11 protein-coding genes are annotated in these 16,522 nt (G+C 43.6%); 9 read left to right on the forward strand and 2 right to left on the reverse strand.

Annotated features, from left to right (window positions below; translation table 11 throughout):
- Nucleotides 1-236 precede the first annotated feature (236 nt).
- Nucleotides 237-1,355: a Gfo/Idh/MocA family protein gene (locus AC1DUD_RS21550; protein ID WP_477378194.1), complete on the forward strand. Its 1,119-nt coding sequence runs from the start codon at nt 237-239 to the stop codon at nt 1,353-1,355.
- A 99-nt stretch (nt 1,356-1,454) separates the two neighbouring features.
- Nucleotides 1,455-1,721, forward strand: a complete 267-nt coding sequence (locus AC1DUD_RS21555) for a DUF4342 domain-containing protein (RefSeq protein ID WP_477378196.1) — start codon at nt 1,455-1,457, stop codon at nt 1,719-1,721.
- Nucleotides 1,722-1,776: 55 nt separating this feature from the next.
- Here the strand turns inward: AC1DUD_RS21555 and AC1DUD_RS21560 are convergent, their stop codons facing one another.
- Nucleotides 1,777-2,664, reverse strand: coding sequence for a dienelactone hydrolase family protein (locus AC1DUD_RS21560; protein WP_477378198.1), 888 nt, complete (start codon nt 2,662-2,664; stop codon nt 1,777-1,779).
- 106 nt (nt 2,665-2,770) lie between these two features.
- On the reverse strand, nt 2,771-3,445 hold the full coding sequence (locus AC1DUD_RS21565) for a YoaK family protein (RefSeq protein ID WP_477378200.1): 675 nt from the start codon (nt 3,443-3,445) through the stop codon (nt 2,771-2,773).
- A gap of 735 nt (nt 3,446-4,180) precedes the next feature.
- Between AC1DUD_RS21565 and AC1DUD_RS21570 the strand changes: the two genes are divergently transcribed.
- The 7 genes from AC1DUD_RS21570 (at nt 4,181) to AC1DUD_RS21600 (ending at nt 16,484) form a co-directional block, all read left to right on the forward strand.
- A complete protein-coding gene (locus tag AC1DUD_RS21570; protein ID WP_477378202.1) occupies nt 4,181-4,732 on the forward strand; it encodes a discoidin domain-containing protein in 552 nt (183 codons plus the stop codon).
- 49 nt (nt 4,733-4,781) lie between these two features.
- On the forward strand, nt 4,782-7,931 hold the full coding sequence (locus AC1DUD_RS21575; protein ID WP_477378204.1) for a SusC/RagA family TonB-linked outer membrane protein: 3,150 nt from the start codon (nt 4,782-4,784) through the stop codon (nt 7,929-7,931).
- A 25-nt stretch (nt 7,932-7,956) separates the two neighbouring features.
- Nucleotides 7,957-9,765 (forward strand): RagB/SusD family nutrient uptake outer membrane protein, encoded by a 1,809-nt coding sequence (locus AC1DUD_RS21580; protein ID WP_477378206.1) that lies wholly within the window; start codon nt 7,957-7,959, stop codon nt 9,763-9,765.
- 98 nt (nt 9,766-9,863) lie between these two features.
- Nucleotides 9,864-10,814, forward strand: coding sequence for a hypothetical protein (locus AC1DUD_RS21585; protein WP_477378208.1), 951 nt, complete (start codon nt 9,864-9,866; stop codon nt 10,812-10,814).
- Nucleotides 10,815-10,826: 12 nt separating this feature from the next.
- On the forward strand, nt 10,827-11,822 hold the full coding sequence (locus tag AC1DUD_RS21590; RefSeq protein WP_477378210.1) for a basic secretory protein-like protein: 996 nt from the start codon (nt 10,827-10,829) through the stop codon (nt 11,820-11,822).
- A gap of 361 nt (nt 11,823-12,183) precedes the next feature.
- Nucleotides 12,184-15,474 (forward strand): VIT domain-containing protein, encoded by a 3,291-nt coding sequence (locus AC1DUD_RS21595; RefSeq protein ID WP_477378212.1) that lies wholly within the window; start codon nt 12,184-12,186, stop codon nt 15,472-15,474.
- A gap of 182 nt (nt 15,475-15,656) precedes the next feature.
- Nucleotides 15,657-16,484 carry an AraC family transcriptional regulator gene (locus AC1DUD_RS21600; RefSeq protein WP_477378214.1) on the forward strand — a complete coding sequence of 276 codons (828 nt, stop codon included), beginning with the start codon at nt 15,657-15,659 and terminating at the stop codon, nt 16,482-16,484.
- Nucleotides 16,485-16,522 lie beyond the last annotated feature (38 nt).

A 16,522-nucleotide genomic window follows, 5' to 3' on the forward strand; every position in this document is an offset into this window, starting at 1 on the left:
TAGTAATCCGCCATGCTAATCATGTGGTACGGTGATAACACCGATCACAGGCTTCGATAGAAAGATTGTGTAATTCGTAATTGTAGATGCCTTGAAAAGCATTCGTGTGGAAATTTTCGGTATGAAATTTCAACGAAATCGAATTACTTCAAACACCGCTTCCCTGTAAAAATCAGATGACTTAGGTGCATTTTCTTCGGAAATATGTAAATTGTCATCAACCAAAAAACATACCTATGAATTCTCGTCGTGATTTTTTACAAAAATTGGGCTTATCCGCTCTGGCCCTGCATCTTGCGCCATATGCCGGATGGTCGGCAGAAACAAATAAAACCGAACCATTTTATGACGGCCCGTTATTGCGTGTAGCCATTTTGGGGCTTGGAGGCTACGGAACCATGGTTGCCGAGGCTATGCAGAAGTGTACCAAAGCTAAGTTGGTAGGCGTGATCAGCGGTACACCATCGAAAGTTAAAGTGTGGCAAAATAAATACGGCATCCCCGAAAAAAATTGCTACAACTATGAGAATTTCGATAACATAAAAAATAACCCGGACATCGATGCTGTATATGTTATCACTCCCAACGGGCTGCACCATGATTTTGTGATAAGGACAGCAGCAGCCGGCAAACACGCTATATGCGAAAAACCAATGGCTGTTAATGCACAGGAGGGACAGGCCATGGTTGATGCCTGTAAAAAGGCCAATGTAAAATTGCTGGTTGGCTACCGCATGCATTTTGAACCCAAAACGCTTGAAGTAATTAGGATGAGACAAAGTGGTGAATTTGGTAAGATCAGGTTTTTTCAGGGGCAATGTGGATTTACCATCGGCGATCCTACACAGTGGCGGTTGAATAAAAAGCTGGCGGGCGGTGGTTCCATGATGGATATAGGTATTTATGCCATCAATGGAGCACGTTACATGACGGGGGAGGAGCCAATATGGGTAACCGCCCAGGAAACTAAAACGGATACAGTGAAATTCAAAGAAGGGGTTGATGAGACCATCCAATTCCAGTTCGGTTTCCCGAGCGGGGCAGTAGCTTCCTGTTTATCTACCTATAATATGAACAATCTCGACCGCTTTTTCCTCGATGGCGAAAAAGGATTTGCCGAAATGCAGCCTTCTACCGGTTACGGACCAATCAGGGGCCGTACCCATTTAGGAGAGCTTAATCAGCCAATCACCACACATCAAACCGTTCAAATGGACGAAATGGCCGATATCATATTTAAAAATAAACAGCCGGTAGTACCCGTGAATGGCGAAGAAGCGGTAAAGGATCTTAAACTTATCGACGCTATTTATCTTGCGGTTAAAACCGGTAAAAAGGTAGAGGTAAGTCTGTAAAGCGGGGTAGCGATCCACTACAAATTACAATGTCATATTTAACAGAATCTGTAACAAGGGGATGGTATGCTCATCTAAAACATAAAACTTAGAAAAAACATGAGCACCAAAGAAACATTTTCAATTAACGGCGAAGCGTTATTGGGAAAGATAAAAGAGATAATTAACGAAGGTAAAGCAAGCAGGATCACCATTTCGGATAAACATGGTAAAGAGTTAATGACCTTTCCGTTATCGGTAGGCCTTTTTGGGGTGATACTGGCACCCGTGTTTGCTGCTGTAGGTACCCTGGCCGCCCTGGTTACAGAATGTACCATAACGGTAGAGCGGGAAGATGAAGATAAAGAAGATACCCCGAAAGAATAAGGTACCTTCCCCTGTACAATATTTTTGAATAACAAAAAGGCCGGGCACCCGGCCTTTAGTTTAAATATTCCGCAAAAAAGTCGATCGTCCGTTTCCAGGCTAATTCTGCCGCGGTTTTATCATAGCGAGGCGTAGTGTTGTTGTGGAAACCGTGGTTCGCGTTTTCATAAATAAAGGCCTGGTATTTTTTCCCGTTTTCTTTTAAAGCTTTTTCATATGCCGGCCAGCCGTCCGTGATGCGGGTATCCAGTGAGGCATAGTGCAGCTGTAGCGGCGCTTTAATTTTAGGAACATCTTCAAGGGCTGGTTGACTTCCGTAAAATGGAACAGCCGCAGCCAGGTCGGGAACACGTACGGCCATCATGTTGGCAATCCCTCCACCGTAACAAAATCCTACAACACCCACCTTACCATTGCAATCTTTGTGGTTTTTCAGGTATTCAAAGGCAGCTATAAAATCTTCCTCCATTTCGCCTTTATCCCTTTTAGCCTGCATGGCACGTCCCTCATCATCATTGCCGGGGTAACCGCCAAGGGGCGAAAGGGCATCAGGCGCGAGGGTAATAAATCCGGCCAGGGCAGCTCTTCTTGCCACATCTTCAATATAGGGGTTCAGACCTCGATTTTCATGAACTACCACAATACCGCCCAACTTCTTTTTAGCATCTGCGGGCTCCGATAATAGCCCTTTAATTGTTTTGCCTCCTTTGGGCGAAGGGTAATTGATATAACCAGATTTTAAACGCGGATCATCCTGTTTTATTTGGATGGCGCCCTGGTAATCGGGCATCATGAAACTCATTAATGCCGTAACGGTTAGGCCGCCCACTGCATACATGGATAGTTTTTGCATAAACGTGCGCCTGTCAAGGCGGTTATGCGCGTAATCATCATACAGGTCAAATACTTCCTGATTGATATCTTCTTTGTTGATATGGTTCATAATTGTTAGAGGCTTTGATCAAATTTACCTGTTAGGTTCTGTTTAAGTTGTAACACTCTCGTTACCAGTAATGTTTTATAGTGATTATCCAGGTATTGAGGGACTTTTAAATTGTTGCAGCCCGCCTGGCGGTACTTAAATAACATACAACTAATATTAATCCGGGAGCAAAAAGTACATACAAACCGAAACTTTTTGCCATGAAAGCGCCGGCCAGGCAACCGGTTAAAAAGCCAGCTATGGTAATGGTCTGTTGTTTTAAATTTTGCAGGCTAACCTGGTTTTTAAATGCGGAAAAGATCAGACTGCCAAGATCAAGTGAAGCCTGGGTTACATTGCCGGTCATCATGGTGGTGGGACCGTAGGTTTCTTTGGCATAAAGTTTACCGAAAGCGTTTTGGAGACCCATGGCAAATACAACCATCATTGCGGTAAGGTGCATGCCCCAGTCGGTTATGAAATAAAGCTTTACAAACACGGAAAAAATTCCGCTTAGCAGGAGCAGGATACCTTCAATAAATAATAGCCGGTACCTCCTGCCTGGTTGGGAACCTATTTGCCCGCCAGTTATTACCGCTGCAACGAAAACCGGGAAGGAGAGTAGTTTGATCCAGGCCTGCGGATCCGATCCCTTAATAACCTGGAAAGCGAATACAATAAAATTGCCCGTAACATGTGCCGAAAAGATAGAACCCGCGGCTACAAAAGTTACTGTGTCGCAAAAGCCGGCAACTGCACTTAACAGGATTGTTACATACCAGATATTGTTAATATTTTCCATGGTGTTGTTTTTAAATGTGTTCACAGCCACAGCTGCGGGGAGGCTTTTAGCCTGCAGGCAAAATACCTAATAATTATTTTTAAATGAATAATTGTGTTATCTAACTTGTTATCAGATTGTTAGTGATTGTATAAATAATATAACTACTTGCTTATTGTCTGAAAAATAGCCCCATTGGCGAGATTAAATGGTGGAATGTATTGACATTTGGAAGCGCATTGACATAGGTGTGGGAAAGTATACATATTGAAAAAATGATGGTAAAACGTTTTATTAATGTTATTATTTCCTTAGCTTTACTGTTAACGAAAGATGTGTTGCGTATGGATGATTTTTTATAATTGGTAAAACGTTTTATCAATAAAATATTAATCGGACTTACTATCTTTCAATTACTAAACTTAGCCACCATCACCAATGAGAGCAATTTTGAATTACAGGTACGTGTTTTAATTTCTCCGCAAATTCTATCATCATATTATGCCTTTCATCTTCAGGAAAAAATACTGATATGGCTTTGTATTGGCATATTGTTAGGGTAGTTTGGGTTGCGGCAGGCCCCATTTTTTCTTCTGAAATAATCCTTCTTTAACGGTAAGGAATTATTAAAAAAAAGACTTCGTCAATGGCGAACAGGAATCTTATTGCTTTTTTATTATAGCGCTTATTTTTCATAACAGCTTATTAATTAATAATATATATGTTCCAATTTTCTAACTACAATCAAATTAATCTATGAATGTTTTAAAACTAACCAGGCGGGCATTGGCAATGCTTTGTATCGCCTTGATTTTTTGTGCGGGTTGCAAAAAGGATAAGCAGCGAACTTATGCTCTTTTGCCACCCGATCCGGAGGATGTAACCGCCGAGGGAACATTGTCTACAAATATTGAAAATACCGGTGGGGCAAACGCCACTGAAGGTTCAGTAAGAGTAACCGATGGTGATACAGGTACCAAGTTCCTGATTTTTACTTATGATCCAACGTTTTATATCCAGTTAAAATTTAAGCAGGCGCAGCACATTACCAGTTATACCCTTACCTCTGCTAATGACGCACCTGGAAGAGACCCTAAAAACTGGAATCTCGCCGGATCAAATGATGGCAGCGCATGGACGGTATTGGACACCCGTACCAATGAAACCTTCGCGGCTCGTGGACAAACTAATAATTACACATTCACCAACGATAAAACTTATACCTATTACAGGCTTAATATAACGGCTAACGGTGGCGATGACTTATTCCAAATGGCTGAATGGCGGGTAACTAACGTTCCGCAGTAAACAGCCAATTAATCAATCAAAATACTTTTCAATCAACAAATAAGAAACTATGTCAAAAATTCGACTCTTAAAAGGTTTTCTTGCAAGCTTGAGGAATAACAAACTCATGTATATCGCCCTGGTATGTATGGCGTTTGTTATGAACGTTCGGGCGCAGGAAACCCACCAGGCAATAACAATAACCGGTACCGTTAAGGATGAACTTAACCTCCCGTTGCCCGGCGTAACAGTACGCAACCTGAAAACTAAAACAGCAGCTGTTACCAACGAAAAAGGTCGCTTCAGCATCCAGGCCAGCCGCGGCGATTCAATTGCTGTGAGCTTTATTGGTTTCAGAACTTTTACTGCGGCAGTTAAAGATGAAATTAATTTTACTATTACGCTGCAGGCGGCGGCCAATAGCTTAAATGAGGTTGCAGTTGTGGGCTACGGCCAGCAAAAAAAGATCAGCGTAGTAGGTGCGCAGTCAACAGTAAACCTTGAGGATATTAAGCAGCCCGTTGCTAACCTGAGTGCAACATTAGCAGGCCGCATCAGTGGTTTGGTTGGTGTACAACGGTCAGGCTTACCGGGGCAAAATGGCGCCGATCTTTGGATCCGTGGTATCTCCACGTTTAATGCCAGTAATAACGCATCTCCGTTAATCATTATTGATGGTGTGCAGGGCAGAGATATTAATGGTCTTGACGCTGAAGATATTTCTTCATTCACTATTTTGAAGGATGCGTCGGCTACCGCGGTATATGGTGTAGCTGGTGCTAACGGTGTAATATTGATTAATACTAAAAAAGGCACCAATAGTAAACCGGTTTTAATGTTTAATTATAACCAGGGCATTACATCATTTACCAAACGTCCGGAATTAACCGACGGTGTTGAATACATGATGCTCAGGAACGAGGCCCGTTTGGCCAGTGGCCAGAGCAAAGAATATAGTAACAACTATATCAATGCAACTATCAAAAATCTTGATCCCAATCTTTACCCTAATGTAAATTGGATGGATGCTTTATTTAAAAGCACAGCTCAAAACAGGAGGGCTAACTTCAGTGCCCGCGGCGGTTCTGAAACGGCTACTTATTATGTATCCGGAGCTTATTATGATGAGGAGAGTTTGCTGAAAACAGATGCCTTGCAAAGCTATGATGCTACAACCAAGTTTAAACGCTACAATTTTACCTCAAACGTGTCCATGAACTGGACAAGCACTACCAAGTTTGATTTAGGTGTGCAAGGTTACATTAGCAATACAAACTATCCGGGTGTAAGCCCTAATAGTGCATTTGCCGATGTGATGCAAACTAACCCTGTGCTTTACCCTGTGATGTACCCGGGCAACCTGGTACCAGGCGTAAGTTCGGCCGGCGCGCAGCCCAATCCGTATGCAGAAGTAACACAAACAGGTTATCAAAATATCTTCGCTAACCAGGTTTTGTCAAACGCAAGGTTAACGCAGGATTTGAAATTTTTGCTGCCCGGATTATCGTTTAATGCATTGTACTCATTTGATGTGTATAACACGCATACTATTGCCCGTACCCGTACAAGGAGCTGGTATCAAATAAGTAGGGCCAATCCTTACAACGATGACGGCTCAATTAATTTAAATGTTATTCAGCAAGGCTCGGATCAGCTTGGTTTCTTTCCCCAGGGCGATGCCAACGGTACACGTCAGTATTACACCGAGGCCTCTTTAAATTACGATAAAAGCTTTGGTAAAAAGAGTCACATCACAGGTTTGGCCTTATTTAACCAAAGAGAGCAGTTGCTAAATTCCGCGACGGATTTAACAGGATCGCTTCCTTATCGTAATCAGGGCCTGGCCGGCAGGGTTACTTACTCATATGATAATAAATACTTTGCCGAAGGTAACTTTGGTTACAACGGTTCTGAAAACTTTGCACCAGCTAAAAAGTTCGGATTTTTTCCATCGTTTGGCGTGGGGTGGGTACTATCTAACGAGAAATTTTATGAGCCTATTAAAGAAATCGTAGACTTCGCGAAGATCAGGTATTCTGACGGTATCGTGGGCGACGGTGGTGTGCAAGCCGGCGGTAATGGCAGGCGATTTGGCTACCTGACATTGGTAAGTACAGGTGCAGGCGGCTATACATTTGGTAATGGTTCGGCCAGTGGTAATACAAGCTATGGCGGTACAGCAATTACCAGTTATGGTAGCGATGTGCAGTGGGCAAGGTCACATAAACAGGATCTGGGCTTAGATATCCAGGCATTTAAATCGTTATTTTCATTAACAGTAGATCTCTTTCATGAAAGAAGGAGCGGCGTATTCCTGGACAGGGCCTCTATCCCTGCATTGGTTGGTCTTGTGAGCGCGCCTCAGGGAAATCTTGGTATAATAACCAATAAGGGTATTGATGCAACAATAGCACTCAACCCTACAAAAATAGGAGCCTTTACACTTGACGTGCGTGGTACATTTACTTATAACCGCGATAAGGTTATTGAAAACGACCAGGCTCCTCAGCCTTATCCATATATGGAAACCAGGGGCACAAATTATCTGGCTACCTTTGGTTATGTTGCTACCGGGCTTTTCAAAAACCAGGCAGAAATTGATGCTGCCCCAAGCCAATCACAACTTGGAACTGTGCGTCCCGGCGATATCAGGTACAAAGATTTGAATGGCGATGGTAAAATTGACGCAAACGACAGAACCCGTATCGGAAATGGGGATGTACCTACAACTGTTTACGGCATAGGCTTTAATTTACAATACAAAAACTTTTACATCGGCGTATTCTTCCAGGGCGTAGCTGGTGCCGACAGGCTAATTAGCGGCGATGGTATAATTCCGTTTAACAACAGTACCGGTGCTGAGCGCAGTAATCTTTTTGCGATAGCTGAAGACAGGTGGACACCTGAAAATCCAAACCCTAATGCTTTTTATCCTCGGTTGGCTTATGGCAACAGTGCCAATAAAAACAATGCGGTAGCATCATCGTGGTGGGTTAAGAATATAGATTTCGTCCGTTTAAAAACAGCCGATTTAGGCTATAGCCTTCCAAAGAGCTTGCTCAAGACTATTGGTTTCAAAACCGGTAGGGTGTATGTACAAGGCCTGAACCTTTTATACTGGAGCCCTTTCAAACTATGGGATCCGGAGCTTAATACCACTAACGGTACCGCTTACCCGAATACAAGAACATTAACATTCGGTGTTCAGGCTAATTTTTAAAGTATTAATCGATAACTAAGAGAAAATGAAAAAATATACATATATGGGTTTGTGTGTGCTTGCGCTAAGCTTGGGTTCATGCAAAAAATACCTGAGCCAGGTTCCGGATGATATTATCACAACCGATAAAATATTTACTTCCAGGACTAATACCGATAATTTTTTAGCTAATATTTACAATACCATCCCCGATGAATTAACGCAACGATATAACGGTACCAATAACTCGGGCCCATGGACAGCATCATCTGATGAGGCTAAATATAACTGGGATTTCAACTACAGTAATAACATGAATGCCAGCACCTGGAGCAATACCGATGGTGACGTGGGGTTTTATTGGAATGCCTATTATATAGCTATACGTAATGCAACTTATTTTATGCAAAACATTGACAGTGCTAATCCGGCCGAAGTTGATGTTAACGTAAAAAAGACATATAAAGCTGAAGCGCGTGGGTTGCGTGCCCTTTTTTACTTTTGGTTGTTGCGTACTTACGGGCCGGTGCCAATTATTGGTGATAAGATATTGGATGTTAACGCCCCTATCGCCGATTTAAGGTTACCCCGCAATTCATTTGATGAAGGTATAGATTTTGTTGTTTCGGAACTTGACGGAGCCGCTGCTGATTTACAGGCAACTCCAAACTCAGCGCAATACGGAAGGATAACCAGCGGTATTTGTAAAGCTTACAAGGTAGAGGCTTTACTGCTCAAAGCCAGCCCGCTTTACAACGGGAATACTGATATGGCATCTTTAAAAAACAAAGATGGTAAGGTATTAATAAGCCAAGCTGTTGATGTAACTAAATGGACTGCCGCGGCTACTGCTGCCAAAACATTCATTGCCACTTTTGTGCCAACTACTTATGATCTCTACCATGAAACAGATGCTGATCCTTTTATAGCCGCTTATAAATCATGCCGGGATGTAGTAACTACCGATTGGAATAGTGAATGGATCTTTGCGAGATCAAATAGTGGCAGCTTTACACAGTACGACCGTACTCCAAAACACGTTGGCGCTGCAACTCCAAGTGGTGCCAACCAGGGTGGTGGAGCATTGGGTGCAACGCAAACTATGGTTGATGCTTATGCTATGGCCAATGGCTTACCTATCAAAGATCCTGCATCGGGTTATGTTTCAACTGGTTTTTCAAGCTTTAAGGCTCCTTTTGACGTAGCCGCCAGGAATACGTTTAATCCATGGGTAGGTCGAGAGCCCCGTTTTTATGTGGGCATCACCTACACCGGCAGTTATTGGTTAAATCAGGTGTCGGGTTCAACGCTTATTACCGATTTTACTTTAAACGGTAACTCTGGCCGCTCGCAAAGTACGTCTGATGTTACACCAACCGGTTACACAGTGCGTAAAGATGTTACTACAAGTGATGGTGCCAGGGGAGCTATTATGTTAAGGCTTGCTAATATCTATTTGGATTATGCTGAAGCGCTAAACGAGTCGACTCCGGGAGACGCGGATATTCTGAAATATCTTAACCTGATCCGTCAACGCGCAGGTGTGCCATTATACGGCAGCACAGGCTTGCCTGCACCCGCTGGCCAGGCCGCTATGCGCTTGGCCATCCAGAGCGAGCGCCGTGTGGAATTGGCTTTTGAAAACGTGCGTTATTTTGATACACGCAGATGGAAAATAGCTGAAACCACTGATGCGGGACAATTTTTTGGTATGGATATGACCAAAAGCGATAATAGCTTTTATAACAAAACGCTTTTGGAAACAAGGGTATTTAAGAAACGCGATTACTTGTTCCCTATCCCTAACGACGAGGTGTTGAAGAACGATAATATGGTCCAAAACCCGGGCTGGTAATACACATGGCTCCCGGTTTTGCCTTGTATTATCGGGAATCAATTATCTTCACAAAATTAAGCCCCGTGCATAAACGGGGCTTTTAAAAAGTCTACCAAATGAAAAAGGTTTTTTATTTTCTTTGTTTTGCCGGAGTAGTGACCGCTTGCAGCAAAAAAACAACTATCCCTGTTAAGCAACCGGGTGCAAGCGTCGATGCCAGTGCACCTGCCGCCACATGGAAAGAACATTGGTTTGAGCACAACCAAACGCTCAACCGCATATACTACGACACCAGCGTTGTAGTATATTATGACGCCGATGTAAAGGCATCTGTAACCTGGCCTAAAACCTATATGGCGCAAGCCTGGAACTACACCAAAAAAACTTACGGAAGTTTTGGCAGCGATTCGCGGTTGTATGCTGTGTTCCATGCCGCTAAATATTCTGGAGGGCATCCCTCAACGTATATGGATGCCAGTCATGATTATCATAACGTGACAGACTGCGGCTCTTCAGATCCTGATGCCTGGACGGCGGGTGTGGGTAATGATATCGACCTGTCAACTCATGAAATCGGGCACATTGTTGAAGGCGCATCTAAAGGCGTACATGGTTCACCTGCTTTTGCTATCTGGCATGATAGTAAATGGATGGAAATTTACCAGTACGATGTTTACCTCGGCCTTGGTCGTGATGATGACGCCGTACGCTGGAGCAATATGAAATTAAGCACCACAGATGATTTTCCGCGCACAGGTACCCACTGGTTCAGGGATTGGTTTTATCCTATCTACACACAGCATGGCAAAACAAAGGCACTAAATAATTTCTTTACGCTGTTGGCGAAATATTTCCCGAAGCAAACTTTCAATAACGGCAAACAAAACTTCCCCGAATATTCAAGAGATCTGAATATGGGCGAGTTTATCCATTTCTGGAGCGGCGCGGCGGGCGCGGATTTGAAACAGCTTGCATTAACTGCTTTCGGCGATAAAGATGAACATGGAAATAGCTGGATACCACAGCTTGAAAAAGCCCGTATAGACTTTCCGGGAATTACTTATTAATAAAAAATAAAAATGATCAGGAAAAAACTATTATTCCTTGCCCTTTTATGCAGCACAGGAGCCTGCTTTGCGCAAGAGAAGGAAAATGATTTGAAAGAATACCATTTAAACCTGCCTGCAGACAGCAGCGCTTTAGATGCGAAATCAAAAGAGAAGCTTACAAAAGCTTTCTACAATATTTATCCCGACTTCGCGCGGGCAAACAGTTATCATACTAAAAAGCATTTATCGGTTGCTTTTTCTGATAGTCCGACAATTACTGCCGAAGATGGTAAAATGGAGATCAGTGCCGCTGTAGTTAAAGATCTGTCTGAAAAGAAACTGGAGAAAGCTATTGAATCGGCCCTGTCAAAAAACTGGGTTTCGGCCGATACCGTCAGGAAAAAAGGGTTTCAGTTGGTTTTTATCAATAAAAACCAACACATCGACCCGGCAGTGCAGCAAAGCCTGATCGATACCTACTTTGAAATTTTCCCGGTATTGATCAAAACCTTCAATAAAAAAACAACCAAAAGTGTGGTGTTTGTAACTGATACGGCTTATGGTGGCGTTGCCGAAGCCAGCGGTAACCGCATCCTGTTCAGCACTAAATACTTCAAAGCACACCCAACAGATATTGATGTAGTAACCCACGAAACCATGCACCTTGTACAGGGCTATGGCTACAGCGCCGGGCCGGTTTGGTTAACAGAGGGCATTGCCGATTATGTAAGGTATAAATACGGCGTTGATAATGTAGGTTCAAAATGGTATTTACCAGCTTTTAACAGTAAACAACATTACACTAACAGCTACCGCGTAACTGCCCGCTTTTTCGTATGGCTCGAAAAAAATGTTAAACCGGGCTTAATTGCCGATCTGGATGTACAATTGCGCGCCCACCAGTATTCTGACCAATCATGGGTAACCTTAACCGGTAAAAGCCTTGATGCCCTTTGGGAGGCCTATAGTCAAAACCCGGCTGTGGAATTAACTTACAGCGATAAGGCAAAGGGGAAAAAAGGATAATATATTCTTTTAAAGTTTAAGGATCTAAACATCTATTTTTTGAGATGTTCAACGTACCATCAGGGTCTCTCGCAGAGGACCCTGATGTATACGCCATGCAAATCCACTGGTCGGAATATCTTGTTTGTTTAGACAAGCGGAGAACCTCAGGGTCCTCTGCGAGAGACCCTGAGGGGACATAAGGAATAATTTCATGTTTCCTCTGCGAGAGACCCTGATGGGACGTTAAGAGGATATGTAGCAAAAAGGATCGTCATTACTTCGTGCCTCCAATGACGATTTTCTTATTTATTTCTTTTATTTTTTTAATTCATTTTATGGAAACGCTTAAATCCCTGCATCCTATGGGAAATAAGCATCCATGAAAAAGATAATTTCCTTTCCCCTGTTAGTAATTATACTGCTTGTATTACAGATAACAACAGTTTCCGCACAAAGCCCGCAGCTTACGGTTGATGGTAAAAGCAATAACGGTGTTAAGCTACAACAGTTAAAAGTTGACGTTGCTATTTACGGTAACATCAGCCGCATCACCTGGCAAATGACTTTTTTTAACTCCACTTCGCGCATTTTAGAAGGCACACTAATATTTCCGTTAAAGGATGGTGTGAGCGTTAGCCGTTACGCGCTGGACATTAATGGCAAAATGCGGGAAGCCGTACCTGTTGACAGGGGTAAAGGGACCGTAACCTTCGAGGCTATCGAGCGTCGCCGGGTTGATCCGGGTTTGCTTGAAAAAGTGGAGGGTAATGCTTTTCGCACGCGTATTTATCCTATTAACCCCAACAGTACCCGCACGGTAATTATTGGATACGAGGAAGAGATTCCCGCAGTTGATAATGGCAACCTGAAATTTACGCTGCCACTTAATATTAAAGATACTGTCGAAAAATTTTCGCTCAATGCATCGGTCATCCAAAATGCCGAGGCCCCGGTTGCTGAAGGGGGAAGCGATGTACTGCATTTTGATAACCATCACAATACTTATTCGGCATCTGTCGAAAAAAGCAGCTATGTTCCCGATCATTCCCTTTCGTTTTTAATACCTAAACCTGTGGAAGCGAATGAGGTAATGCTACAGGCCCAGGGCAATAAGTACTATTATTTTATTAATACTGCGTTACAATCTCAACCGGCGAACAAACCGCTTCCGCATCGTATCGGCCTGCTGTGGGATGCTTCCCTGAGCGGCACCAACCGCGATAGTAAAAAAGAACTGGCACTGTTGGATACTTACTTCAAAAAGGTAAATAACGCGGAGATCAGTCTGACTACGTTCAGCAATAAAGTGATCGGTACTAAAAATTACGTAGTGCGCAACGGCGACTGGGCCGAACTAAAAAATGCGCTTGAACACGTTACCTACGATGGCGCTACCAATCTGGGCAATATCAACCTGGCGCAATACCCGGCAGATGAGTTTCTGCTCATAAGCGATGGTCATCAAACCTTCGGTGAAAAAGCTTTAAAACTGACCGCTAAGCCGGTTTACTGTATCAATTCATCGCCAACAGCCGATTACAGTAACCTGAAGCTTATCGCCCTTAAAACCCATGGCGAACTGATTGACCTCACCGGCGGAGATGCCGATAAAGCGCTGAACAAACTAACCACCCGCTCGCTGCATTTCCTGGGGATCAAAGCCGGTGCTACGGTAGAGGAAACTTACCCCTCATTGCCTGTTGCAGTTGGTAATTCCTTTTCAATAGCCGGGATCACCCGTAATCCCAACCAAACCATTACGCTGCAATATGGCTATGGCGATAAGGTTAGCCTGGAGAAAAACGTTACGCTTGATTTAGCCAGCAACGCCGTTGAGAATGTAGATGTTGCTAAACTATGGGCGCAGAAAAAGATCAGTGAGCTGGATATTAACTACGATGCCAACCGGCAGGAAATTGAGTCGCTCGGTAAACGGTTCGGCATTATTACCCGCAATACATCGCTCATTGTATTGGAAAATATAAGTGATTATATCCAGTATGGCATTGAGCCACCGGCCGAATTGCAGGCCCAATACGATGCCATCATGAAGCAGCGCGGCCCGGTTAATGCGCCGCTACGCGAGAACCTGACTACCGCTTATGCCATGAAAACAGAGTTGGCACAATGGTGGGATACAAAGCTCGAAACGAAGGAAAAATCAAAACAGGCAGATAAAAATACTGCTGTAGTTACACAAAATACGAGTACCCCGGCAGCATCACCACGCAGAGCCGGAAATGCTAACACTCCGGTTGTTTTTGGCAACTCCCGGGCAGTAGGTCAGGTAGGATCTTCGGCTAATGCAGCCCCGGAAAATGCAAATCAGCTTAGCGAGGTGGTTGTGGTAGGGTATGGGGTACAAAAAAAACAAAGCCTTACCGGTTCAGTAAGCCAGGTTCAGGATGTTGCTGCCCCCTCAGCCAATATAAATACACAATTGGAAGGCAGGGTAGCAGGGGTACAGGTAACCAGTTCCAGCTCACCGGGTTCAAATGCTGAAGTGAGGATCCGTGGTAATGCGAGCGTTGTTACCGATGCGCCGCTATATATTGTTGATGGGGTCGCAACCCTCAATAACCCCAATAGTAATCCCAATGAAATAGCATCTGTTAATGTTTTAAAAGCAGACAACGCTTCGGCTATTTACGGTGCAAGGGCGGCTGGTGGCGCTGTAGTGATCCGTACCCGCAATGGTCATAACCCTGCAGTTCAGGCGGATTCTGTGGCAAGTCCGCCAAATCACAACGGAGCCATCAGCGTTGCATACAACCCTGTCGCTGCCGATTATTTAAAGATCATCCAGAAAACGGATAAGGCAGCGCAGTATCAAAAATACCTGGAGTTAAGAACCTCATTGAGCGGTAACCCCGTTTATTATTTTGATGTGGCCGACTATTTTATAAAAACAGGCAACACGGAACTGGGGAAGCGCATCTTGAGCAACCTTGCCGAGCTTGACCTGGGCAGCTATGAGTTATACAAAATGCTGGGCTATAAATTGAAACAGCTTGGTGATTTTGAGGGTGAGGTATTCGCCTTTAAAAAAGTAACCGAACTGCGCCCGCTTGATCCGCAAAGCTATCGTGATTATGGCCTGGCCCTTGATGATGCCGGCGAACATCAAAAGGCGCTCGATGTGCTTTATACGGCCATGACCAAAAGCTATACTGCTGATGCCGATGGTTTGTATAGTGGCATTCAGGAGATTTTCCTGCCCGAAATAAACAGGATCATCGCCTTAAATAAAGGTAAGCTCAACCTATCCGCTATCGACAAAAAGCTGATCAAATCTTTGCCGGTCGATATCCGTATCGTGATGGACTGGAACATGAATAATACCGATATCGACCTTTGGGTAACCGATCCTGACAACGAAAAATGCTTTTATGGCCACAACCGCACTACAGCAGGCGGGCGCATTTCACGTGATATGACACAAGGTTTTGGACCGGAGCAGTTTTTATTGAAGAAAGCTATCAAAGGCACCTATAAAATAGAGATCAACTATTATGGCGACAGGCAGGCCACCATAGCCGGGCCAACTACCGTTATGGCAGAAATGTATACGCATTATGGAACACCGGACGAAAAGAAAGAGATCATTGTATTGCAAATGAAAAAAGGCACCAACGGCACTGTTTACATCGGCGACCTGGATTTTAAATAGATGATTAGGGCGTCATGCAGGCGCTTTTGTAACAGCAGGGCTCCGTTTATAGCGGGGCTCTTTTTTATTTATTGGAAGTTTCCCGGTAATAGTAACTATGGTGTTTTAAAAGGAAAGCATAATGAAAACCTAACCTGCCTGTTAGTAAATATTGGTAACTTAGCCATGGATTGAGTAAATAAATGACAATAAATTCAATAACTGCAGAAATACCAGTAAAAGATAAGATGGCCGCCGAACAACTTGTGAAAGTTAGTTTGATGAAGGAGATTATTAAGCCTACAGTGCCGCACCGGCATGCGGATTATCATGAGCTGATCCTGTTAAGTCAGGGCGCGGGATTTCATGAAGTAGATACCCGCGATTTCGAAGTAGTTACACCTGTTATCTACTATCTTAGGCCGGGCCAAACACACTGCTGGAACTTTACAGCAATTCCTAAAGGTTATGTGATATTGTTTAGGGAGGAGCTTTTACGAAAGGAAGATATCGACCTGTTGTACACCTTACCCACCCAAATCGCATTACAAAAACAGGAGCTGTTGTTTGAGATCGCCGCCGCGTTTTTTTCTGAATTTAAAACTGGAGAGGCTGGTACCGAAGTTTATCAGGCGTACCTTCACTTGCTTATCTCCAAGCTCAGGCAGTTGTCGCAAACGGTTAAGATTGGATATTCGGCATCTGATCAGCTTTTTCAACTTTACAAAAGGGAAGTTAATGAGCACTTTATGCAAACCCGGCAGCTTTTGTTTTATGCCGGTAAACTGAACGTAACAACAGCTGTACTAAATGAAACCTGTAAAAAAGCGATGGGTAAAACAGCTATGACCATTATTAACGAACGGGTGTTGCTGGAAGCAAAATTGCTGCTTTCTGCCACTGCATCACCGGTAAACTCAATTGCCCATCAGCTTAAATTTGCTGATGCTCCCCATTTTATTAATTTCTTTAAGCTGCACGCCAACATTACGCCGGGACATTACAGGGAATTGGCTTTGGCAAAAAAGTAGGATACAATCAAATAGGGGTATTGTACAATTCCTGGTAT

The sequence above is a fragment of the Mucilaginibacter sp. P4_A11 genome, from assembly GCF_056402535.1.